21 protein-coding genes, 1 tRNA gene, 1 other RNA gene and 2 pseudogenes are annotated in these 20,540 nt (G+C 39.2%); 18 read left to right on the forward strand and 7 right to left on the reverse strand.

What is annotated here, in order from left to right; translation table 11 throughout:
- Positions 1-7: 7 nt before the first annotated feature.
- The 7 genes and pseudogenes from FQT67_RS11035 to FQT67_RS01110 form a co-directional block, all read left to right on the forward strand.
- Positions 8-347 (forward strand): annotated as a pseudogene (locus tag FQT67_RS11035) (hypothetical protein).
- Positions 348-451: 104 nt separating this feature from the next.
- A complete protein-coding gene (locus tag FQT67_RS01085) occupies positions 452-1,306 on the forward strand; it encodes an aminoglycoside 6-adenylyltransferase (protein ID WP_012766489.1) in 855 nt (284 codons plus the stop codon).
- A 22-nt stretch (positions 1,307-1,328) separates the two neighbouring features.
- Positions 1,329-1,889 (forward strand): histidine phosphatase family protein, encoded by a 561-nt coding sequence (locus FQT67_RS01090; RefSeq protein ID WP_003055053.1) that lies wholly within the window; start codon positions 1,329-1,331, stop codon positions 1,887-1,889.
- A 17-nt stretch (positions 1,890-1,906) separates the two neighbouring features.
- Positions 1,907-2,518, forward strand: a complete 612-nt coding sequence (locus tag FQT67_RS01095; protein WP_015057233.1) for a GNAT family N-acetyltransferase — start codon at positions 1,907-1,909, stop codon at positions 2,516-2,518.
- 473 nt (positions 2,519-2,991) lie between these two features.
- Positions 2,992-3,855, forward strand: coding sequence for an IS982 family transposase (locus FQT67_RS01100; RefSeq protein WP_046177583.1), 864 nt, complete (start codon positions 2,992-2,994; stop codon positions 3,853-3,855).
- 55 nt (positions 3,856-3,910) lie between these two features.
- Positions 3,911-4,639, forward strand: a complete 729-nt coding sequence (locus FQT67_RS01105) for a hypothetical protein (RefSeq protein ID WP_003060484.1) — start codon at positions 3,911-3,913, stop codon at positions 4,637-4,639.
- A 310-nt stretch (positions 4,640-4,949) separates the two neighbouring features.
- Positions 4,950-5,168, forward strand: a pseudogene (locus FQT67_RS01110) (hypothetical protein); the annotation flags it as partial.
- Between the two features lie 205 nt (positions 5,169-5,373).
- Here the strand turns inward: FQT67_RS01110 and FQT67_RS11040 are convergent.
- Positions 5,374-5,520, reverse strand: coding sequence for a putative holin-like toxin (locus tag FQT67_RS11040; protein ID WP_080504454.1), 147 nt, complete (start codon positions 5,518-5,520; stop codon positions 5,374-5,376).
- A 139-nt stretch (positions 5,521-5,659) separates the two neighbouring features.
- On the opposite strand from FQT67_RS11040, the gene FQT67_RS01120 reads away from it, so the two are divergent.
- The 5 genes from FQT67_RS01120 to FQT67_RS01140 all read left to right on the forward strand — a co-directional run bounded on the left by FQT67_RS01120 (position 5,660) and on the right by FQT67_RS01140 (position 9,814).
- Positions 5,660-7,012, forward strand: coding sequence for a phage tail tip lysozyme (locus tag FQT67_RS01120; RefSeq protein ID WP_046177227.1), 1,353 nt, complete (start codon positions 5,660-5,662; stop codon positions 7,010-7,012).
- A complete protein-coding gene (locus FQT67_RS01125) occupies positions 7,012-7,566 on the forward strand; it encodes a hypothetical protein (RefSeq protein ID WP_046177226.1) in 555 nt (184 codons plus the stop codon). Before FQT67_RS01120 ends, FQT67_RS01125 begins: the two co-directional genes overlap by 1 nt.
- A gap of 40 nt (positions 7,567-7,606) precedes the next feature.
- Positions 7,607-8,347, forward strand: coding sequence for an LPXTG cell wall anchor domain-containing protein (locus tag FQT67_RS01130; RefSeq protein WP_046177223.1), 741 nt, complete (start codon positions 7,607-7,609; stop codon positions 8,345-8,347).
- Between the two features lie 110 nt (positions 8,348-8,457).
- Positions 8,458-8,646, forward strand: coding sequence for a DUF3173 family protein (locus tag FQT67_RS01135; protein WP_046177222.1), 189 nt, complete (start codon positions 8,458-8,460; stop codon positions 8,644-8,646).
- Positions 8,639-9,814: a tyrosine-type recombinase/integrase gene (locus FQT67_RS01140; RefSeq protein ID WP_115256725.1), complete on the forward strand. Its 1,176-nt coding sequence runs from the start codon at positions 8,639-8,641 to the stop codon at positions 9,812-9,814. Before FQT67_RS01135 ends, FQT67_RS01140 begins: the two co-directional genes overlap by 8 nt.
- 52 nt (positions 9,815-9,866) lie before the next feature.
- On the opposite strand, the gene FQT67_RS01145 is transcribed toward FQT67_RS01140, so the two are convergent.
- The 6 genes from FQT67_RS01145 to FQT67_RS01170 all read right to left on the reverse strand — a co-directional run bounded on the left by FQT67_RS01145 (position 9,867) and on the right by FQT67_RS01170 (position 16,041).
- Positions 9,867-9,939 (reverse strand) — tRNA-Lys (locus FQT67_RS01145).
- Positions 9,940-10,135, reverse strand: a non-coding RNA gene (gene ssrS, locus FQT67_RS01150) — 6S RNA.
- Between the two features lie 69 nt (positions 10,136-10,204).
- Positions 10,205-11,494: a replication-associated recombination protein A gene (locus tag FQT67_RS01155; RefSeq protein ID WP_046177221.1), complete on the reverse strand. Its 1,290-nt coding sequence runs from the start codon at positions 11,492-11,494 to the stop codon at positions 10,205-10,207.
- Between the two features lie 32 nt (positions 11,495-11,526).
- Positions 11,527-12,093 (reverse strand): aminodeoxychorismate/anthranilate synthase component II, encoded by a 567-nt coding sequence (locus tag FQT67_RS01160; RefSeq protein WP_012766501.1) that lies wholly within the window; start codon positions 12,091-12,093, stop codon positions 11,527-11,529.
- Between the two features lie 32 nt (positions 12,094-12,125).
- The gene (gene pabB, locus FQT67_RS01165; RefSeq protein WP_046177220.1) at positions 12,126-13,883 is read right to left on the reverse strand and encodes an aminodeoxychorismate synthase component I; all 1,758 of its coding nucleotides are present in this window, start codon (positions 13,881-13,883) and stop codon (positions 12,126-12,128) included.
- Between the two features lie 184 nt (positions 13,884-14,067).
- Positions 14,068-16,041, reverse strand: a complete 1,974-nt coding sequence (locus FQT67_RS01170) for an amidase family protein (RefSeq protein WP_046177219.1) — start codon at positions 16,039-16,041, stop codon at positions 14,068-14,070.
- A 172-nt stretch (positions 16,042-16,213) separates the two neighbouring features.
- Between FQT67_RS01170 and FQT67_RS01175 the strand changes: the two genes are divergently transcribed.
- From FQT67_RS01175 to FQT67_RS01200, 6 genes are all read left to right on the forward strand, one after another.
- On the forward strand, positions 16,214-16,684 hold the full coding sequence (locus FQT67_RS01175; protein WP_003061920.1) for a DUF3013 family protein: 471 nt from the start codon (positions 16,214-16,216) through the stop codon (positions 16,682-16,684).
- Position 16,685: 1 nt separating this feature from the next.
- Positions 16,686-17,030, forward strand: a complete 345-nt coding sequence (locus FQT67_RS01180; RefSeq protein ID WP_015057241.1) for an ASCH domain-containing protein — start codon at positions 16,686-16,688, stop codon at positions 17,028-17,030.
- Between the two features lie 11 nt (positions 17,031-17,041).
- A complete protein-coding gene (locus FQT67_RS01185) occupies positions 17,042-17,482 on the forward strand; it encodes an NUDIX hydrolase (RefSeq protein ID WP_046177218.1) in 441 nt (146 codons plus the stop codon).
- Between the two features lie 94 nt (positions 17,483-17,576).
- On the forward strand, positions 17,577-18,530 hold the full coding sequence (gene prmA / locus FQT67_RS01190) for a 50S ribosomal protein L11 methyltransferase (RefSeq protein ID WP_046159561.1): 954 nt from the start codon (positions 17,577-17,579) through the stop codon (positions 18,528-18,530).
- Positions 18,530-19,288 carry a 16S rRNA (uracil(1498)-N(3))-methyltransferase gene (locus FQT67_RS01195; protein ID WP_003061170.1) on the forward strand — a complete coding sequence of 253 codons (759 nt, stop codon included), beginning with the start codon at positions 18,530-18,532 and terminating at the stop codon, positions 19,286-19,288. Before prmA ends, FQT67_RS01195 begins: the two co-directional genes overlap by 1 nt.
- Positions 19,289-19,453: 165 nt before the next feature.
- The gene (locus FQT67_RS01200) at positions 19,454-20,461 is read left to right on the forward strand and encodes a LacI family DNA-binding transcriptional regulator (protein ID WP_046177217.1); all 1,008 of its coding nucleotides are present in this window, start codon (positions 19,454-19,456) and stop codon (positions 20,459-20,461) included.
- The last annotated feature ends 79 nt before the right edge of the window (positions 20,462-20,540 follow it).

Here is a 20,540-nt window from a genome sequence, read left to right on the forward strand (position 1 = left end):
ACTTTAAATGAATGATATTGAGATATATTCTATTTTAGTTTCTCGTATTGAATATTCTGATGGTACAGGTTTAAAGGTTCGTCCTGCTGTAGTAGTCAAATTTAATGATGAAGTAATAAAAGCTTTAAGATTAACTACTAAATATGAAAATGAGTCTGACTATATAAAAGGCCAGTATTTAGAAGTTATTGATTGGGCAAAAGCAAATTAAAAAAAAGCGTTCTTGGATTGATACAATTCAGTATTATGATTTAGAGGATAAGGGATTCAATATTAAAATTATTGGTAAGTTAAGTGATAGAGATATTGAAAGATTAAAAGATTTTCTTAGAGAAAGAGAAATTTAGGTATGAAAAGGAAATTGTGTTGCGTATATGAAATAAGACAGCACAAAATTATGTAACTGGTTTAAAATAAGAGGTAATATTAAGTAAAGTAGGAGATAGTCATTATGAGGGATGAGCAAGAAATATATAATTTGGTTTTAAACATAGCAAATCGAGATAAAAGAATCGAAGCTGTACTATTGAATGGTTCTCGGGCTAACCCAGATGTACCGAAAGATGATTTTCAAGATTATGATATTGTATTTGTTACTAGTTTTATAGAAGACATTATTTCTGACACTAATTATCATAAAAAATTCGGTGATATTCTTATAATGCAAAAACCAGATGAGGTTAGAAATAAGACGGAATACAATTGCTTTGCTTACTTAATGCAGTTTCAAGATATGACGAGGATTGATTTAAGGCTTATTAAACCAGAATTTTTGGAGGATTATTTAGATGATGCTTTTTCAAAAGTCCTTTTAGATAAAAAGAATAAATATCTTGATTATAGTTTTGAAAGAAGTTCACTGTACGAAACAAAGCAATTATCAGAAGATGAAATCAACAAAATTCTTAATGAAATATATTGGGTTAGTACTTATGTAGTCAAGGGGATAGCAAGAAATGATATTATTTATTCAGAGTTTATGATATCTAATCCTATTAAAAATGCTTTTATCAAACTTCTAAAACAAAAAATATTAATAGAAAGAGAGCTAGATTCATTATCTTTTGGAAAGCTCGACAAGGATATCTTACAATATATTACAGATAAAGATCAACTATTGAAAATTTTTTCAAATAAATCTTTAAAAGACATTGAGACTAACTTGCGATTTTTGTTAGATGAAACAAATCAAATGGCAAAATATATTTCTATTAATAGAAAACTTAATCTGAATCAAGGAGAATACCAATCAGCAATGAAATTCATGAATAACATCTTGTCAAATTCACATCAAGATTTCAACTAAGATTATTGTGTAAAGGAATAATATGAAAACCACATTTTATTTTATACGTCATGCTGAACCTAACTACAATAATCATGATGACGTTTTAAGAGAGTTAACTGAAAAAGGGATAGTTTCAAGCAAAAAATTAGTAAATCAGTTCTCATCAATAACTATAGACAAGTTTTATTCCAGTCCCTACAAACGTTCAATAGACACTATCAAACCATTAGCAGATAGTAAGAATAAACAAATCACAACAATTGAGGGATTAAGAGAGCGAAAACTTTCTGAAGGATGGATTGATAATTTTAATGAAGTGGCACGAAAACAATGGGAAGACTTTAATTATAAGTTGCCAAATGGTGAAAGTCTAAAAGAAGTTCAAGAAAGAAATATTCTTGCTGTAAATACCATTTTAGAAACTTCTAGAAATGAAACAGTTGTAATAGGGACACATGGAACAGCCTTATCAACAATAATTAATTATTATCAAGAAGACTTTAAGTATGAAATGTTTAATAAATATAAACATGAGTTTCCATGGATTGTCAAATTTGAGTTCAATGAGAGTCGAAAGAAAAATATAGAAATCATCATATAATAAAGAGAGGTGCTCAAATGTCAATAGAACTAGTCGAAGTGAATCTTCAATCTAATCAAGATATTATTGATTGTGCTTATGAACTGATAAAGAGCTTTTGGAAGATACATAGCAACTATATTCAAACTGATGAAGAGAGTAAGCAAGACTTCAAGGAATGGCAAAGTGAGGGTAATCTTTTCTATATAGTTAAATTTCAAAACCACTATATTGGTTTCGCAAGATTAGGAAATAGAGGTGCTAAAATTGATTGGTTAGAAGATTTATTTATAGATGAGCAATTTCAAAATAGAGGACTAGGAACACAAGTCATTAATATACTAGAAAATAAAGTAAAACAATATTCGGAATCTTTGTATCTAGAAGTGGCTTCAAGAAATTTGAAAGCAATGAAATTATATAGAGAGTTAGGCTTTGATTGTCTAAACTCAATTACTATTCGTAAAGATTTTCAAAAAGAAAATTTTGAAGTAATTGAACGTCAGAAAATTTCAGATTTTCAATTTGACATCAAAAAATATAATAAATTATTTCGGGGACAAATGGTGGGACAAATCCCCTCCAGACAAGCAAAAAAGCCTTTAATCAAAGGCTTTTTTATGTATAGTTGTATACCCCCTACAGGATAAAACTAAGGTAAGATAAAATGTGATAAGTGATGTTACCAGATATTTAAGGGTGTTCTAAGTCAATAATTAATGTTAAGTAAAGTCATAAAATAAAATTTTGGTGGGCAAAAGGTGGGCAAAATAATAAAAATTCGGGAACATAATTATTAGTAAATAATTGCTATTCTTGTATATTTATAGAGTTTAGATGCTAAAAGAAATTGTAATTAATGGCTTAATAATTCTATACTATTATCTAAATTTAGAATAGTTTTTTGAATAAAATAGGTTACTTAAGTTAAATTATTTTATTGTGAAAATTATGTAGGATTTTCAAACGAAGAGTATATGGAGCTATAAAGAAAGCGCTTCCTTTTAGAGGAGATATGGTGTATAATTATATTAAAACCCGTGGTGCTAGTTGATGTCAAAGTATACTAAAAAGCCCAAAAGAGCTATACTGTAAGTGACGAAACAGACAGGAGGTAGTTCTTTTGAGCCACTTACAGTATACTGCAAAATCCCATCATTTACAATGGAGTATAGCACAATTAACTCAAATATGTTCTCAATGTTATCGTGATTATTGTCCCAAATCAATAAAACATCGTAAAAAGGTTGGCTTATCTAAGGTTTCTGATGTGTCACTTCTTGTTTTATTGTTACTTCAAGCTGAGTTAGGAATAACCTCTCAACGCCGTTTCTATAGAATCTGTCACCTTTTCTTTTGTGGAAACTTACTGGAGAGAAGTCGCTTTAATAGACGGACACGACAGCTTATTGGGGTGGTTCAACTCATTCGTCAAGCGTTGAATAAGCCAATCTCATCAGATACCATTGTGATCATGGACAGTTTTCCTATGCCTTTGTGCCAACCTATTCGCAATCACAAAGCGAAGGTTTTTAAAGGTTTAGCTGATATTGGCTACAATGCCTCTAAACACTTATGGTTCTATGGGTTTAAAGTTCATATGCTGGTCACATTATCGGGTGTTATGTTGAACTATGTTGTGACACCAGCTTCTGTCCATGATATTAAAGTCGTTGATGAACTGCTAGAAGGCTGTAAACAAACTGTTGTCCTTGCGGACTTAGGATATCTCAGTCAAGAGCTAAAAGATAAGTTGGGACATAAAGGTTATCATTTGTGGACGCCCTTGCGTCAAAACATGGTCGGCGCAAAGCAACATAACAACAGGCAGTTGCTAGCATGGAGACGGACAATTGAAACTCGCTTTTCGGAACTTTGTTCTCTATTTGATATTGAGCAGACATTGGCTAGGGGACTATCTGGATTACAATTGAGACTTGAACAATTCATACTAGCTTATAATTTGAAGTATTTTGAAATCAACTAGCACCACGGGTATTAAAGTAATATTTTAATTTTTATTTTGGAGAAGGAGGATAATTATGAAAAAGACAAAAGTTATATTGGCTGCTTGTATAGTTGGGATGAGCTTCTTAGTTACAGAGAATTCAAGTATTCATTCAGTAAACGCTAATGAAGTGGTAAATTCTAACGATAGCTCTCAAACTTCAAATATAGTTATTTCATCCGAAAAAATATCTCCATATGTTATAGAGTTTGTCACTCAACAGGAAACGAATAACATTGCTTCCTATGCACGTTCTTTATCATCTCATAATGATGAAAATTATACTACGGTCAGATTTGACTTTTCGCAAGCAGAATTTTATGATGATAATGGAAATTTGCTTGATAAAGATACTATTATGGAAACTATAAGACCAGAGAAACTTCTTGCTAGATCTGCAGGTACAAGTGGTGGAACATGGTCTTCAGGATCTGGTTACAGTGTATGTAAAGGAATGCTTGTTTCAGGGAATGCAGGATTAGTAGGTTTACAAGCAACTTATTACGTAGATTTTCAGAAGGTTCAAGGTGGGTATGACAGGCTTGATAGAGTATATGGTGCCACAGTTAATGGAGCAGGAAGTTGGGCTTTTTTAGCTAATGGTGTATTTAGAGCTAGTGAGGCACCTGGAGCTTCAGCGTATGGTGGTATAAAAGGTCAATGGACTGTCTCTCCAGGATTAGGACTTCCTTCAGGAACTTCTACAAAACATCTGTATTTCAGAGTTGGTAATGATACTTTTTGGTTGGATACTAATTTTTAATTAGAGATTAGTCAGGAGGTTATTATGGCAGAGTTTATGCTATATTTAGGAATACTATTGAATTTGTTGTACTTAGGACTTGCTATTACGGCAGTAATTTGTCTTATAAAAATATATAAATTACTTGCAAAAAAATAATTAGATTAAAAGAGATTTACTTTTTAAATTAAAATATTACTTTCTGATTTAATGGGCTTGCATTTTCAAAATGCAAGCTTTTTTGTATGCAATCTTAAAATGATATTATTTGTGTTACTTATATAGTATTGGTGTTATAATAAAAATATAGGAAGATATTAGGAGAATTCAAATGAAAAGAAGAATTTTAGTTTCTCTATTACTAGCGCTATCAATTCTCTTTTTGGTAGCATGTTCAAATAATAGTTTAGATGGTGAATATTATTGGATTAATGATGCTAGGAATCAGCATATGGCTACAATTAAAGGTGATAAAGGTTATGTTGAATCAGAAGGTGGTTATTCAATAAAAATTGATTCAGAGTTAAAAATTATTGAAAGTAAATTTGGTTCTGAAAAAATATGGTTATAAAGAAGTAGGAAAAGAATAGTATTTTATTGTGACATTATCAAATAGTTGCTTAATTTGGAGATAAGGGTTATAATGAAAATAGAAAAGGGCAGTTGTTTGAAACAACTACCCAATGCAGAACCGTTTAAGACGGTGGCATGTTTATTGGTTAAGAATAACCGTCAACCGACCAAAGTTGAGACGGTTATTTTTTATTGCTTAGTTTTACGATAATAACAACTAAGCCAATGAGTGAGAGTAGAAAACTACCGAACCCAAGCATGAGTTGCATTGTCTCGTAAACCGACAACAACTCGCTCCTTTCCCTTTGGATTTTAGTACCTACATTCATAAGCACCACCACCTTTCAGAAATAAGAGCCACCGTCTTAACTTTTCTGCTTTTTTATTATAACATATCGTATCTCTGATTGACCAGTTTAAGAAGGAGGGAATGTTATCAAGAAGAAACTAGGCTGTCTAGGAGTGCTTATAAGCATTTCTTTTTTTATTGTTGTTATTATTACGACTATATTTAGTAGCAGTCAAGGTGATTGTCAAGTGACTCCTGAACTATCAACACAATTTGTTACATCAAGTGATTCCGCTTCACAAACCGATTGGACAAAGAAAGGTTCAATTGCAAATATAACGGCAGGTAAAGTCTTTGACGCTTGGGTGACAAAAGGACTTTCAGGAGCTTCTGCTGCAGGAATTGTAGGTTGGGTTAATTCCGAGGGTGGCTTTGCCATGATAGGTCGAGCAGAAGGACATTATGGCAATGATTTAAGAACGAATTCTATTGCTTTTGGCGTAAAACCAGTCGGTTTAAGTTACTATACGACAGAAGCAGGTGGTGGTATTTATCAATTTACCCCTTATACCAAATATGCCCCTTTAGGTGACCCTAAGTGGGAAGATGCAGATGCTATGAATGCTTTTGTTGCAAAAGCAATTTTAGTTGGTGATTGGAATGCTTCAATGGATTTGACAGGAGGTAATCATACGTTTAAGCAAATGGCCCAGATGACCGATCCGAAACAGGCTACGTTAGTTTGGCAGGCTTACGAACGTGGTAGTACAGCTCATATCAATCCTTTTCAAAAGCAAGCAGATGCCCAAAAAGCGTATGAATTATTTGATGGTGCTAAATATAGCTACAATGAGGCAACTTTTCATAAGTCTTTTGGTATTTCTGGTCCACTAAAGCCAGGAGAAGGAGAATCAAAAGAAACTGTTTTATCGTTGTGTGAATCAGGTTCTTACTCTAAGGGGGCTTTTGGTAAAGATCGTACAGGTAAAGTTAATTATACTTCGTACAATGCTTGGCGGCCAGAACAATTACCAGCAGATCTAAAGCCTTATGCGTTTGATCCTAGGTCGGTTGGTTTGAATTATCGACAAGCGACTGGTTGGTATGCGATTGCTTGGACAGGTGGGCAGTGTACCGATCTTTCTGCGAGTTTGATGTATGCTTTGTGGTCAAAAAATGGTAGCCATCCAACACAAAAGGCAGGTAATGGTAATATGGTTGTTGCTAATTGGGTTAGGACTTTTGGCGGTTCATCTGATAAATCACCAACTTCAGGAGCTGTATTTTCATCTTCAGGGACTAGTCCTGCTGGTCACACAGGTGTGGTTAGTCATGTTTTTGAAAATGGAGATATTCTAATTGTTGAACAGAATTATTCATCTTATTCAGGTGATGATGGTGGTTTTGGAAAATACTCTTGGAACTATCGCTATGTCACTACTACAGAATTAAAGAATGAAGGATATACTTTTTACAATCCTGCAAAAGTGGGTTATCAGATTACGAAATCAGTAGGAACGGTAGGTAAATGATGAAGGTAAGAAAAGTTCTTATTGTTATACTTGTAGCAGCTATTTCATTTGGATTTTATCGGTTTTATCATCATCAAAAGTCATCTAAGATGAAAGATAATCAAGAAATACTTGTACAACCAATTAAACCGAAGCAAAGTAAGACCAAGGTTAAGAGAAATGTTACTAAAGAAGCCAAGGCCACCTTAGAAGAGCCTGAGGAACGGGTTAACCAAAAAGAAGCTGAACAAGTGAAAGCAGCTATTGTGATACCGATTGATTATTTTGCTAGTGTGCCAAGTCAAGATGATATTAAGGTTACTTATGATAATAAGTTATCCATCACTAATCCAGCAATGGCAACAAGCATTAAAACGATGCTTTTAGCAGGATATCATTTTGATTTAGATAGCTTGTCGGTTTATCAGAGTCATTCTGATAATGTTTATCAATTTACGATCTTATTAGTGACTCATCAGCAAGATCAATTAAGTCTTGTTGGTAATTATGTTACTGGTACACGTCAATTTGAATTTGTGAGTTTACATGGCACTCCGAAAAATGTCATGTTTTAATTAAACGAAAAGAGGAAAAATAAGATGACAAAAGAAAAAAATGATGAGTTTTATGACGATTGCAAGCATTGCTTTGCTTGGCGGTGCAGTAGTTTATGCAAATGATGTAGCAGACCCAGTAGCAGGTACTACAGAATCAGTTGTGACACCAGTCGCACCTCAACCAACGACACCGAGTGAGCATACAGAAACAGATACTACCAATAAAATTGTTGACCCGACTAAGCCAAGTGAGGACAAGGTGGCAGATAGTACTGATCAGCTAATCCCTCCAGTTAAATCAGATTCAGAAACAAGCGAGGATAAAGTAGTAGATCCGACGGAGACTAAGCCAAGCAAAGATAAGAAGGAAGAGCCTGTTAAGCCCAATGGTTCAGAAGTGATTCCAGAACAACCTAAGTCAGAAGAGGTGGAAAAAGCTGAAGAAAATACAGGTGCTAGTACAACTGAAACTCCTAAACCTGTGACGAAACCTGTTATTGAGACACCAATTGTTACGAATACAGGCTACACGGTTTTGGGAACGCAAGATGGCAATGTCTGGGTTCAAACAGCAACAGGTAATGTATTAAAACCTGCGGCAGAAATTGGTGCTGTAAAGCAAAAAGATGGTACAGTTGCTTTAAAAACAAAAGATGGGAAGTTAGAAGTCTTACCATCAACTGGAGAGACTAAAACAATCTTAGCCATTTTGGGAGGTTTAGCTATTTTAGGAGCTATCTGGGTAGGTTGGAAAGACAATATCAAAAAATATTTATCTGTTTTTAAAAAAGAAAAATAACGAAGAAAGGGTCATAGTCTTATTAAGCTATGGCTCTATTTTTTTATTGTAATGGTAAGAATGTCTAAAAAGATAAAGCTCGTAAGTTTTATGAAGAGGAAGGAAAGGTAATGAGAGATACTGTAAATAAGCGTGATTTATTAAAGGAAATGAGTGCTTATAGGGCAAGCCAAGTTATTAAGTTAGCGAAAGAAAAGTTAATTGAAGATGGTTTTTTATTTTATGAGAAACGAAGAAGTGTAGAGATTCCTCAAGAGTACATTTATAAAGTTTTAGGAAGGAAAATTGAGAATGGCTAGAGTTAGGAAACGAGGAGGAACTTGGAGTTATGAAATTACTCGGAAAGGAAAGACGGTTGCTCATGGTAGTGGTTTTGCCAGAAAGAAGGATGCTGAAAAGGAGGCTAAAGAAGTAGAATTACTACTGGATAGTCAATTGGATTACCAAGTAGTACCAGAAATGTCTCTTGTGGAGTTATTTCAGAGTTGGTTGGATGTTGAAATTCTTCCTCAAAATTTACAAATTCAGACCAAAAAAAGATATTTGAAGAGAAAGGAAAAGCTAATCGAATTCTTTGGAGATACTAAGGTATCAGAAATTGTTAGATCAAGATACCAAGCCTTTTTAAATTGGTATGGAGAATCTTATGAGCTAAATGAATTAGGTAGGATGAACGCTAACATAAATAAAGCGGTTGAATTTGCAAAAGCAGATAAACTGATGATTGATGATCGCTTTTTGTTGAATATTAAACTACATTCACAAAAAGTACCAAAAGAAGCAGAACTTAAATTTCTTAAAAGTCGTTCGGATTATGATAAGGTTATCAACTACCTATTAACTTTCATGGATTATCGTCATTCTGTTGTTGATTTTGTTATTTACATACTATTTAAGATAGGACTTAGACCTGCAGAAGGTTTATCGCTTACTTGGAATAATGTAAATTTTGAGAAGCAGGAAATATTTACAAATACTCGGTGGAACTCTGTTCAACATAAGTTAGCACCACCTAAAAATGACCATTACTATCGCAAAATTAATCACCCCAATCCATCTGTCAGATTTGTACCTTTTGATAGAGAAGTTAAACAGGTTTTAAAAAAATTGAAAAAGCAACAGACTTTGACTTGTGAACTATTAGGTGTCAAAAATGATAATAATTTCGTCTTTTTTCAGGCAGGAACAAAATGGGAGTTACCAGATGAATCTACTGTGAATAAGAGGGTTAAGAAAATTATTGAAGAGCTACAAATAGAACCAGTCATTACAGCTTACGGTGCCAGACATACGTATGGTAGTGTTAAAGTACAAGATGGTGTGCCGCTTGAGGTACTTGCGAAATGGTTTGGTCATAAAGATACCAGCATGTTAAGATGTATATATATACATTTGCTAGATGAGACAAGAAATGAGTGGTTTGAAAAAGAAAAAATGTTGTCGGGCAAATGCTCGGGCAAAGCATAAAATGACAAGCAAAAAAGCCCTATATGAAAGGCTTTTTTTCATTTTTACACGATACCCCCTACAGGGCTCGAACCTGTGACCCATAGATTAAGAGTCTACTGCTCTACCAACTGAGCTAAGGAGGCAAGAATGCTGTATTGGCACCGGTGATCCACTTTTTGTATTGAGCCCGCGCAATATAAGCAGGTGGGTAACGCGCTCTTTCTTGGAAGTTGCGTCCGCGTGAAACGGCTTGCAGACTAGAAAGAGTCTTTGTTTCCCGAAAATACAAAGAAATAGTCGGTCAACACTTAGATGTGGATTCGTATGCCACAGCAATGTTTCTGTATGTTTATGATACCACTTTCTCAGATTTTTTCAAGTCCCAACCCTAAAAAATGTAACCGTTTGCTACTTTGGGATACCGGTTGAGTGACTAGAAAGCTTGTCAATACGCTCTTTGTTGGCACCCAGGGCGCGTTCATATTTTCCTGTTTCGTTTGGGGAAAAATACTGTTTACCGATTAATTTATCTGGCAGGTACTGTTGTTTGACCCATTTTTTAGGGTAAGCGTGGGGGTAAAGGTAATCTTTGGCATTCCCCAGTTCTTTACTGCCAGCATAATGCCCATCTCTCAAATGCCTTGGAATAGGAAGGTTTCCTGATGTTCTCAAATCGCTTAAGGCAGCATCCATGGCCAGATAAGCTGAGTTGGATTTTGGGGATAAGGCCAAATCAATGACCACGTTAGCAATTAGAATACGTGCTTCTGGAAAGCCGATTTTCTGAGCGGCATCAAGTGCGGTAACGGTATGGACTTGGGCGTCAGGATTAGCCAAACCAATATCTTCATAAGCAATCACAATCAACCGCCTAGCTAGGCTTGGTAAATCGCCTGCTTCCACTAATCGTGCCGCATAGTGAAGACTGGCATTGACATCGGAACCACGAATAGCTTTTTGGAGGGCAGATAGGACATCATAATGCCCGTCGCCATCTTTATCCATGGTAATATAGCTGCGCTGCAAGGAATTTTCAACAGTGTCTAAGGTGATGTGTCGCTTCCCATCGCTATCTGGCTTTGTAGACATGACTGCTAGATCCAAGGAGTGATAGGCTGAGCGTAAATCGCCATTGGTGGCTGTTGCGATAAAATCAAGAGCATTATCGTCAAGCATCACGTCAAAGGCAAAGCCTCTTTCTTTATCGGTAATGGCAGTTCGAAGGGCACGCTTGATATCCTCGTTGGAGAGAGGTTCCAGTTCAAAAATTTGGACCCTGCTTCTGATAGCTGGTGTCACTGAAAAGAAGGGATTCTCAGTGGTTGCGCCAATCATGATAATGGTACCATTTTCCAGTAAGGGGAGCAGGAAGTCTTGTTTGGTTTTGTCTAGCCGATGAATCTCGTCTAGTAGCAATACCAATCCTCCTGAAAATTTGGCCTCCTCAGCAATTTCTTGGAGATGTTTTTTGCTATCAACGGTGGCATTAAAGGTCCGAAAGGCATACTTGGTGGTACCTGCAATAGCGCTAGCAATGGAAGTTTTACCGATTCCTGGAGGACCATAGAGAATCATGGACGATAGCATATTGGCTTCCACCATGCGACGGATGATTTTACCTTCTCCAACAAGATGTTCTTGTCCGATGACCTCTGAAATGGTTTTGGGGCGCATGCGGAGCGCTAAATGATCGGGCATGTAACTGTCCTCCTTTCTTTTTGCGGATGGGATTAATGGGGAATGGCTGCGATGAAGTTAGCAATCATGGTCATGCCATCAGGGGTTCCGATGCTTTCTGGATGGAATTGTAGGCCAAAAAGTGGTAGGGAGCGATGTTCAAATGCCATGATTTCCTGATCGTCACAGTCTCTAGCGGTCACGATAAAGTCTTTGGGCAATTGATCCACAACGATGGAATGGTAGCGCATGACGGTAACCTGTTTTGGTAGGGAGCGAAAGAGGCTGACAGGGCCTTGTGTTTCAATGGTGCTTTGTCTGCCATGCATGACACGTTTAGCCAAGCGTAAGTTTCCCCCTAGGGTTTCAGCGATCGCTTGGTGTCCCAAACACACCCCTAAGATGGGTTTTGTTTGGTAAAAGTCTTGAATGAGTTTTGGCATTTGGTTAGCTTCTTTTGGCCAACCAGGGCCGGGTGAAAAGACTAGCGCGTCAGCCTTTTTGGCCATGTCATATAAGTGTGGATCTTGGTTATACAAGACAATAGTCTCGTCAAATTCACTTAGATATTGGGCGAGGTTGTAGGTAAATGAATCGTAATTATCAATTAAGAGTATCATAGGTTCCTTAATAACAAAAGATGAGTGTCAGTTTAGGCTTGATCGCTGGCTAAAAGGGCATTAAGATGAGTAAGCTCAAGGTTGAGAGGATAAAGGCCACGGACAGCATTTCCTCCAAAAATAGCGCTCGCCTCTTTTAAATCAGTTAGTGTTAACTCTTTTTCCTGAACCTGACCGCTAGCTAGCAGTTCTTGGCGGAACAGGCCTGGTAAAATACCTACCGCAACTGGTGGTGTGTAGAGGGTATGATTCAGCTGAACAAAGAGATTGCCAATGGAAGTTTCCAATAATTGCCCCGCTTGGTTATAGAACACCTGTTCATAAGATTTTTGCTCAATATGAGGGCGATAGCTGGTTTTAAAGTAGGTAAAAGGCGAAGCTGTCACGTCCTTGTCCTGTAAGGAGAGTTGAGCTGTCAGAAAATCGGCTGATAAAGGTTCCAAAGGTTGATCAGAGAGTCTCATCTTTCCATCTTTGGATAAACTAATCGTCAAGCGGTAGGCAGCATCGTCCTTGTCTTCCAAATAGGTTGCTAGTTGTTTCTGCAAAGCTTTCTCATCGTAAGGGTAGGCAAAATAAGTGGCTGCTTCTTTAAGCCGATTGAGGTGTTGCTCAAGGAAGGCTATTTTTTTCTGTTCTACCTTGGCGGTTGTTTTGAGGTCAAAAATTTGTTTGTGCCGATAGAGAAAGGCTGTTTTTTGATGTACTTCCTCGTATTCGTCTTCCCACTTGCTTTGCCAAGTGATGCCACCTCCGACACCATAGGTAGCTTGGTTATGACTGAGCTGGATGGTTCTAATGGGAACATTGAAGAGACGGCGACCGTCAGGCAGGCAAATGCCAACAGTTCCACAATAAATTCCCCTTGGGTTTGGCTCCAGGGATTTGATAATCGCCATGGTGGAGACTTTTGGTGCCCCTGTAATAGAGCCACAAGGAAAGAGAGCTGTGAGAATGTCTATCAGGTCACAGTCCGCTTTGAGGTCACCAATAATGGTTGAGGTCATTTGCCAGACGGTAGAGTATTGTTCCACCTCGCAGAGCTTATCAACACAAACACTGCCTGTTTGGCAAATTTTTCCCATGTCATTGCGGAGCAAATCAACAATCATCATGTTTTCAGAGCGATTTTTCCCGTCAGCTTGGAGCCAATCATGTTCTTGTTGATCCAGCCAGCTATTAACCCCACGCTTGGTGGTGCCTTTCATAGGCCTAGTAGTTAACCTGTTGCCCTCTTGTTTAAAGAACAACTCAGGACTAGCTGAAATAACGGCAAACTCATCATGGGCGATATAGGCATTGTAGCCAGCAGCCTGTTCAACGACGAGTTTATTGTAAATGGCTAAGCTGTCAGCTGCATTGAGTTCCTGAGTTAATTGAAGGGTGTAGTTAACCTGATAAGTATTGCCCTGTCGCATCTCATGGTGAATGGTTTCAATGGCTTTTTGATAAGCTTCTTTTTGAGTGGCGCTGACCCATTGGTTAGGGATAGTAATGCCGTCATAATCAAGAGGTAGTTCTTTTTTTTGACAGGTTTTGTGCACTGTAAAATAGGCAAGGTACTCGTTGCCTAGTCTGTCATTATGGGTTTGTAAGGCGTTGTCAAAAAAAGCAGCTGCTTCGTAACTGAGGTAACCCACCACGTAGTACCCCAGTTCTTGGTAGTGCTGAACCTGTTGAATGACTGGGCCGACCTGATCTAAGGACTTGGCTACCAACTCTAGTAAGGGTTTTTCAAACAAGAAGCGGTGCCCAAGCTCCTTGAAATCAATAATGGTTTTTCTATGCATACCCAAATTATATCATAAAAGCGTTTGCCAAGCCTAATGAGAACAGGCAACAACTGTCTTTTGACCACGTAAAAAGACTGAACTTTCTTAGTGAAAGTTCAGTCTTGATTGACTACAATATACTCTTATCGTAAGGCAAGCAGTAGTGAATGTTTGGGTAGGTTAAACCTCCGACGACAATAGCCTAGTCTTTTACCTTATTGCTCCAGAAGCTTCCTGCAAAGAAGAGTGTTCCAAGGAAAAGGCTGATGTAGCTAGTTAACAACACACCTTTTGACTGACCATCACCAGTTTGAGGGAGGGTTACTAAGCTGTTCTGGCCCTTGGTTGGTCCAGTAGTAAATCCCTTGGTTTGATAAGTCACTGGAATGGCAACGTCTTGCTTGTTTTCAGATTGAGTTGAGAGGTTATGCTCATGCGCAGGAGTTTCTGGTAATCCTTTTTTGCCAGCCGTCAGGATATGGAAACGATTTGCTTTTTCAAAGAGCTGTCCCAGTTGCAACAGGAGACTGTCGTTATGAGCTCCGCTATTCACCAAAATGCCAAGAGGTAGACCGGTTTTCGTCACGTGGGTTGGTAAGGACAAGGATGGTGTTCCCGTCAGGTTAGCAAGCTGGGTAAATGGTGTCAGCGTCCAAGCTGGTAGCCACTGGCGATAGATAAGGTCCAATTTTTCTTCTTTGCTCAAACCTGACATGTCACTGAGCTGTGCCACTAGGTCCTTAGGAATATGGTGGTAATCAGCAGCAGGGGCAGGATAGGCTGTTGTCGGTGTTAAGAAGATGGGGTATTTTTGGTAGAACTGGTTTAATTGCTCGGTCATGCCTGCGATACCCTCCCAGGCTTTGTTGACATCCTCTTTGGTCAAGTCTTTCCCAGTTTGGTAGAGCGCCCACGATAGGAGTTCGACATCCTCTTTTTGAAGGGGGCGTTTCAAGGTTTGTTGCGCCATAAAATTGATAGATGGCGCTGCAGAAGCAGCGATGGTGTAATAGTATTGCATCATGAGCTTACCATCCACAGGATAAGGAACTTCTACAGTTTGATAACCTTGTTCCTGTAAGAAAGTCACAGCTTCATTGACCGCAGCAATCGCTTCCTCACTAATTGGTGTTCCAGCTGGTGTCTGGGTGCTGTAAGCAATGGGGATACTTGTGTCTAAACGCTGTGGGTTTTGTTGCGCTTTAGCCTTGTCTTTTAAGAGGAATTGGAAGAGCTTTTCAGTGTCTTCCATGCTCTTAGTGAGGGCAAAATGACTAACATTGCTACGTTCAGAAGTCGGATTTCCTTCTAAAATACCACGTGTTGGGTGTAGGCCAATCAAGCCACTCCAAGAAGCTGGAATGCGGGTCGAGCCCCCACCATCAGAAGCACTGGCTAGACTGACTTGCCCTGAAGCCACAGCAGCTGCAGAGCCACCAGAAGATCCGCCAGGATTTTGGTCAAGCTGCCATGGGTTATGTGTATTTCCGTAAAGATTGGAATTCGTCACATTAATCCATCCCATTTCAGGGAAAGAGGACTGCCCTACCACGATAAAACCAGCCTTTTGGAGTTGTTTGACAAAGGCGCTGGTAGATGAGCTGGTTTTGTCTTTCAAAAAGGCAAGCCCGTTGGTGTTGCTGCTTCCAGCAACGGTGTGTCCTAACCCTTTAACCAGAATAGGAACCTTGTAAAAGGGTTGCCCTTCATCTGTCATTTGATTGCTCTCTTGTCGAGCCAATGGTTCACGCAGAGAAATGACATTATTGAGCTCAGGGTTAGTTTCTTTGATGGTTTCCAAGGCAAAATCTAGCAGCTGTTGGCCTGTGACCCGTTGCTGGCGAGCCCACTCAGCTAATTGGCTTGCACTGGCTGCCTTATAGTCTTCTAAGGTAATCGGATATTCTTGGGCGGCAGGAGTGGCCTCTGTTGTTAAAGGGTGTAAAGGAGACGAAGCCTCTTGCGTTGAGATTGGAGTGGTCTGGTCTGCAGGTGAAGTGACAGATTCCACGGCTGTCGGCTTACTAGCTTCCACTTGGGCCACTGGTGGTTGACGGTTGGCATTAGCTTCATCCGCATAAGTAGTCATAGCTCCAGCTTGTAGGCTGGCAGTCATTGATAACAAGGTAAGCAGTATCTGTCTTGTCTGAGAAGGGTAGCGTCTAGAATATCTCATTCTTTTTCTCCTAACATCATAATCGCTTATTAGTTTAACATAATGAGAGAAAAGTAAGGGATAAAACGCTTACTAAAATACAGAAGGCCTATCAGTCAGCATTTGCCAGTGAAAGTTAGCTCAAATTATGCTACAATGGAAGCAAATAATCGTTAGGAAAAAGGACAATTAGATGGCAAAATACGGCTTTTTATCAGCATTAGAAGAAGAAATGGACAAGCATTTTCAGTATGATTATGCCATGGATTGGGACAAGAAAAATCATGCGGTTGAAGTGACTTTTGTTTTAGAAGCTCAAAATAAAGAGGCTATAAAAACCATTGACGATAGTGGCGAAGTGACTCAAGATGATATTGTCTTTGAGGACTATGTGCTCTTTTACAACCCTGCCAAGTCTCAATTTGAGGCAGAAGATTATTTGGTTACCATTCCTTTTGACGCCAAAAAGGGCTTTTCTCGTGAATTCTTAGCTTACTTTGCGCAATTTCTCAACGATGTTGCTATTGAAGGGCACAGCGATTTGATGGATTTCTTAGCAGATGACAGCAAGGTTGATTTCGGTTTGGAATGGAACGCGCAAGCTTTTGAAGAAGGTCAACAAGGATTAGAAGAGGGAGAAAGTTACCCCTATCCAAGGTACTAAGATGATACATGAGATGATGCTAAGCCCTAAACCTTTTGAGATGATTGCCTCAGGTACAAAGACGATTGAATTGCGTCTGAATGACGAGAAGCGGCAAAAGGTTCAAGTTGATGATACCATCGTATTTGTTAGAACAGATGATAGTCGTCAGATGTTGTGGACAAAGGTGGTTGGGCTTTATTATTTTGACGACTTCGCTCAGCTTTACCAGTCGTTACCCTTAGATAACTGTGGCTATCGGAAAGAAGAACTGGAGATGGCTCGTCCAGAAGACATGGAACGCTATTATAGTCAGGAACAGCAAGCCCAGTATGGGGTAGTCGGCATTGAGTTATCAGTGCTGTAGAGGAGACGATTATGACATCATCGACACAGGCATGTGTTTTTTCTGGAGTGAAAATTGCTTTAATGCAAGATCAACACCTTGTGACCATTTTAAGAGATAATAAGTCTACCATTCCTTTTCCTGACACCTGGGATTTGCCTGGCGGGGGACGAGAAGGTTTAGAAACACCCTTTGAATGTGTGCAACGTGAAGTGATGGAAGAACTAGGAATAGCGATTTCGCAAGATATGGTCGTCTGGGAAAAAGCTTATCAAGGGGTTATGAATCCGAAGACTTACTCTATTTTCATGGTGGCCATGATCAGTAAGGATCTTGTTAAAGCCATTCATTTTGGAGAAGAAGGTCAGGCTTACAAGTTGGTACCGATGAAGGATTTTTTAGTGGATAAGAAGGCTGTGCCTCAATTACAAGAACGATTGGCAGCTTATCTAGCTGAGAAAAGTGACCAGTGAGATGAGTGTTGGTATTTCAGTGTTTAAGGATTGCTAGAAATGACACAAGTGTCAGAGGCTCAGAGAAATTGTTAAAAGGAGAAAGGACATAACTATGGAAACATGGCAAGAAGTGACGGTTCATGTGCATCGTGATGCGCAAGAGGCTGTTTCAAATTTGTTGATTGAGACAGGCAGTCAAGGGGTTGCTATCGCGGATAGCGCAGACTATATTGGGCAGGAGGACCGTTTTGGGGAGTTATACCCAGATGTGGAGCAGTCTGACATGATAGCTATCACAGCCTATTACCCAAGTAGCACTAATTTGGCGGATGTGACCGTGACCATTAATGAACAGTTAGCGGAGTTAGCTAGTTTTGGGTTACAGGTTGGTCAGGTTACTGTGGACAGTCAGGAATTGGCTGAGGAAGACTGGGCAGACAATTGGAAAAAATACTATGAACCAGCTCGCATCACGCATGATTTAACCATTGTCCCTAGTTGGACGGATTATGAAGCTTCTGCTGGGGAAAAGGTTATTAAATTAGATCCTGGAATGGCATTTGGGACAGGGACACATCCCACAACTAAAATGAGCCTTTTTGCCTTGGAACAAGTCCTTCGTGGTGGCGAGACAGTTATCGATGTAGGGACCGGATCAGGTGTCCTCTCGATTGCCAGTTCCTTGCTAGGTGCCAAAACCATCTATGCTTATGATTTAGATGATGTGGCTGTTCGAGTGGCTCAAGAAAACATTGATTTAAACCAAGGAACAGACAACATTCATGTGGCTGCCGGCGATCTCTTAAAAGGGGTTGGTCAAGAAGCGGATGTGATTGTGGCCAATATCTTGGCGGATATCTTAGTCTTATTGACTGATGATGCTTACCGTTTGGTCAAGGACCAAGGTTATCTCATTTTATCTGGTATCATTTCTGAGAAACTAGATATGGTTCTGGAAGCTGCGTTTAGCGCAGGATTCTTCCTTGAGACGCATATGGTTCAAGGCGAGTGGAACGCCTTAGTGTTCAAAAAAACAGATGATATCTCAGGAGTGATTGGCGGCTAATGCAACAGTATTTTATTAAAGGCAAAGCAGAAAAAGAGGTAACAATTACCGATAAAGATACCATCAAGCACATGTTTCAAGTGATGCGCTTGACTGACGAGGCAGAAGTTGTCTTGGTCTTTGATGACGGGATTAAGTATTTAGCCAAGGTGACCAATAGTATGGCTCATGAGTTAGAGATTATAGAGGCTTTGCCAGATCAGGTTGAGCTGCCTGTTAAAGTGACTATTGCTTCTGGATTTCCTAAAGGAGATAAGTTAGACACGATTGCCCAGAAAGTGACTGAATTGGGAGCCAGTGCGCTATGGGGTTACCCCGCAGACTGGTCAGTAGTCAAATGGGATGGCAAAAAATTAGCTAAAAAAGAAGACAAGTTGGCTAAAATCGTTTTAGGAGCTGCTGAGCAGAGCAAACGAAATGTGGTGCCAGAAGTGCATCTTTTTGAACAGAAAGCAGAGTTTCTAAAAAGTCTTTCTAGCTTTGATCATATCTTCATTGCTTATGAGGAAACAGCTAAGGCAGGTCAGCTAGCGACCTTGGCGCGTGAATTGAAAGAAGTTAAACCAGGAGCAAAACTCCTTTTTATCTTTGGACCAGAAGGGGGAATTTCCCCAGCTGAAATCACTCAGTTTGAGGCAGCAGGTGCCATTAAGGTGGGTTTGGGTCCTCGCATTATGCGAACAGAGACCGCTCCGCTATACGCCTTAAGTGCTATCAGTTATGCTTTGGAATTGCAGGTAACATCTGATGACAACTAAGCAAGTCCTTCGCTTGCTTAGTTTTTTTAGGGAAACGCTCCTTTAGGAAGCTTAAGTGTCCTCAAAAAAGGAAGGCAAATCAGCTGCTCCACAATGTGGAAAAACAGTTGACAGGGTTTAAGAAAATGACTATGCTAGTAAAAAAGATGATTGAGGGAGGAAGACTTGGTTACCATTAAAGATGTTGCAAAGCTAGCAGGGGTATCCGCATCGACGGCTTCGCGAGCCATTAATGACAATCACATGATTAGTCAGGCAACCAAAGAGCGCGTAAGAAAAGCGATGGAAACATTGGATTATTCCCCCAATTATTCTGCACAAAATCTGGTCAAGCGACAGTCCAATGCGGTTGGGATTATTTTGCCAGTGCGCGTGATCCAAGACTCTCTCGGTAACAATCCTTTTTTCATGCAGATTATTCAAGGCATCGCAGGTGTCTGCACAGATAATGGCTACATGGTCAGTCTGGCGACCGGTCGCAGTGATGACGAGTTATTGAAGAATGTTCAAAACATGATTCGCAGCGGACACATTGGCAAACTGATTTTTCTTTATTCCAAAACAGATGACAAGGTTTTTGACTTTGTCAAAAAACAAGCTGTGGATTGTGTGGTCGTAGGGCAGTCTTATGCGACGGATAACGGCAATGCTAAATTTGTGGATAATGATAACCGCCAAGCAGGTTACGATGCCGCAGCTTTTCTGCTTGAACGTGGGTTTAAGCAAATCACTTATGCCTATACTGACATGGACGAATTGGTGCAGGCCGAGCGCTTTATTGGATATGCCGAAAAAATGACGTCTCAAGGTTTGACCGCTCAAACCATTAACCTCTCCTCAGAAACGGAACAGGATATCGGTCAGAGGATCCAAAAGTTTTTAACCAACCATCCTCAGCCGGCCTTTGTAACCTGTGATGATATGCTAGCTATTCATCTGCAACGCCTGTTAAAGCAAAACCATCCCAACCCAAAAGTGCCTATGATTAGTTTTAACAACTCCATTTTAGCTGAATTGGCCACCCCGTCACTGACATCGGTAGAGATTTTTCCTTACCAATTGGGAGAAAAGGCTGCCACTTTAGTGTTAGCAACTGATCATATTCAAGATACCATTCATTTGATCTCTCATCAGATAGTTGAGAGAGAGTCCACCCAACCGATAACGCCATAAGTAAACGAAACCCTTTGCGATGTTCCATTGACAAGCGAAGGGTTTTTGTGTCCTCTTTTTAAGTTAAGGGAGACCGTTT

It is taken from the genome of Streptococcus sp. NCTC 11567, from assembly GCF_902141215.1.
GTDB classification, from domain to species: Bacteria; Bacillota; Bacilli; order Lactobacillales; family Streptococcaceae; genus Streptococcus; species Streptococcus dysgalactiae.

What these genes read in the sequence shown, in the direction of transcription:
- FQT67_RS11040 (WP_080504454.1), bottom strand. Translation starts at nt 5,520, where the DNA reads ATGAATGTAGGTACTAAAATCCAAAGGGAAAGGAGCGAGTTGTTGTCG.
- FQT67_RS01155 (WP_046177221.1), bottom strand. Translation starts at nt 11,494, where the DNA reads ATGCCCGATCATTTAGCGCTCCGCATGCGCCCCAAAACCATTTCAGAG.
- FQT67_RS01175 (WP_003061920.1), top strand. Translation starts at nt 16,214, where the DNA reads ATGGCAAAATACGGCTTTTTATCAGCATTAGAAGAAGAAATGGACAAG.
- FQT67_RS01090 (WP_003055053.1), top strand. Translation starts at nt 1,329, where the DNA reads ATGAAAACCACATTTTATTTTATACGTCATGCTGAACCTAACTACAAT.
- FQT67_RS01180 (WP_015057241.1), top strand. Translation starts at nt 16,686, where the DNA reads ATGATACATGAGATGATGCTAAGCCCTAAACCTTTTGAGATGATTGCC.
- FQT67_RS01160 (WP_012766501.1), bottom strand. Translation starts at nt 12,093, where the DNA reads ATGATACTCTTAATTGATAATTACGATTCATTTACCTACAACCTCGCC.
- FQT67_RS01170 (WP_046177219.1), bottom strand. Translation starts at nt 16,041, where the DNA reads ATGAGATATTCTAGACGCTACCCTTCTCAGACAAGACAGATACTGCTT.
- FQT67_RS01185 (WP_046177218.1), top strand. Translation starts at nt 17,042, where the DNA reads ATGACATCATCGACACAGGCATGTGTTTTTTCTGGAGTGAAAATTGCT.
- prmA (WP_046159561.1), top strand. Translation starts at nt 17,577, where the DNA reads ATGGAAACATGGCAAGAAGTGACGGTTCATGTGCATCGTGATGCGCAA.
- FQT67_RS01130 (WP_046177223.1), top strand. Translation starts at nt 7,607, where the DNA reads ATGATGAGTTTTATGACGATTGCAAGCATTGCTTTGCTTGGCGGTGCA.
- pabB (WP_046177220.1), bottom strand. Translation starts at nt 13,883, where the DNA reads ATGCATAGAAAAACCATTATTGATTTCAAGGAGCTTGGGCACCGCTTC.
- FQT67_RS01105 (WP_003060484.1), top strand. Translation starts at nt 3,911, where the DNA reads ATGAAAAAGACAAAAGTTATATTGGCTGCTTGTATAGTTGGGATGAGC.
- FQT67_RS01135 (WP_046177222.1), top strand. Translation starts at nt 8,458, where the DNA reads ATGAGAGATACTGTAAATAAGCGTGATTTATTAAAGGAAATGAGTGCT.
- FQT67_RS01125 (WP_046177226.1), top strand. Translation starts at nt 7,012, where the DNA reads ATGAAGGTAAGAAAAGTTCTTATTGTTATACTTGTAGCAGCTATTTCA.
- FQT67_RS01085 (WP_012766489.1), top strand. Translation starts at nt 452, where the DNA reads ATGAGGGATGAGCAAGAAATATATAATTTGGTTTTAAACATAGCAAAT.
- FQT67_RS01195 (WP_003061170.1), top strand. Translation starts at nt 18,530, where the DNA reads ATGCAACAGTATTTTATTAAAGGCAAAGCAGAAAAAGAGGTAACAATT.
- FQT67_RS01140 (WP_115256725.1), top strand. Translation starts at nt 8,639, where the DNA reads ATGGCTAGAGTTAGGAAACGAGGAGGAACTTGGAGTTATGAAATTACT.
- FQT67_RS01095 (WP_015057233.1), top strand. Translation starts at nt 1,907, where the DNA reads ATGTCAATAGAACTAGTCGAAGTGAATCTTCAATCTAATCAAGATATT.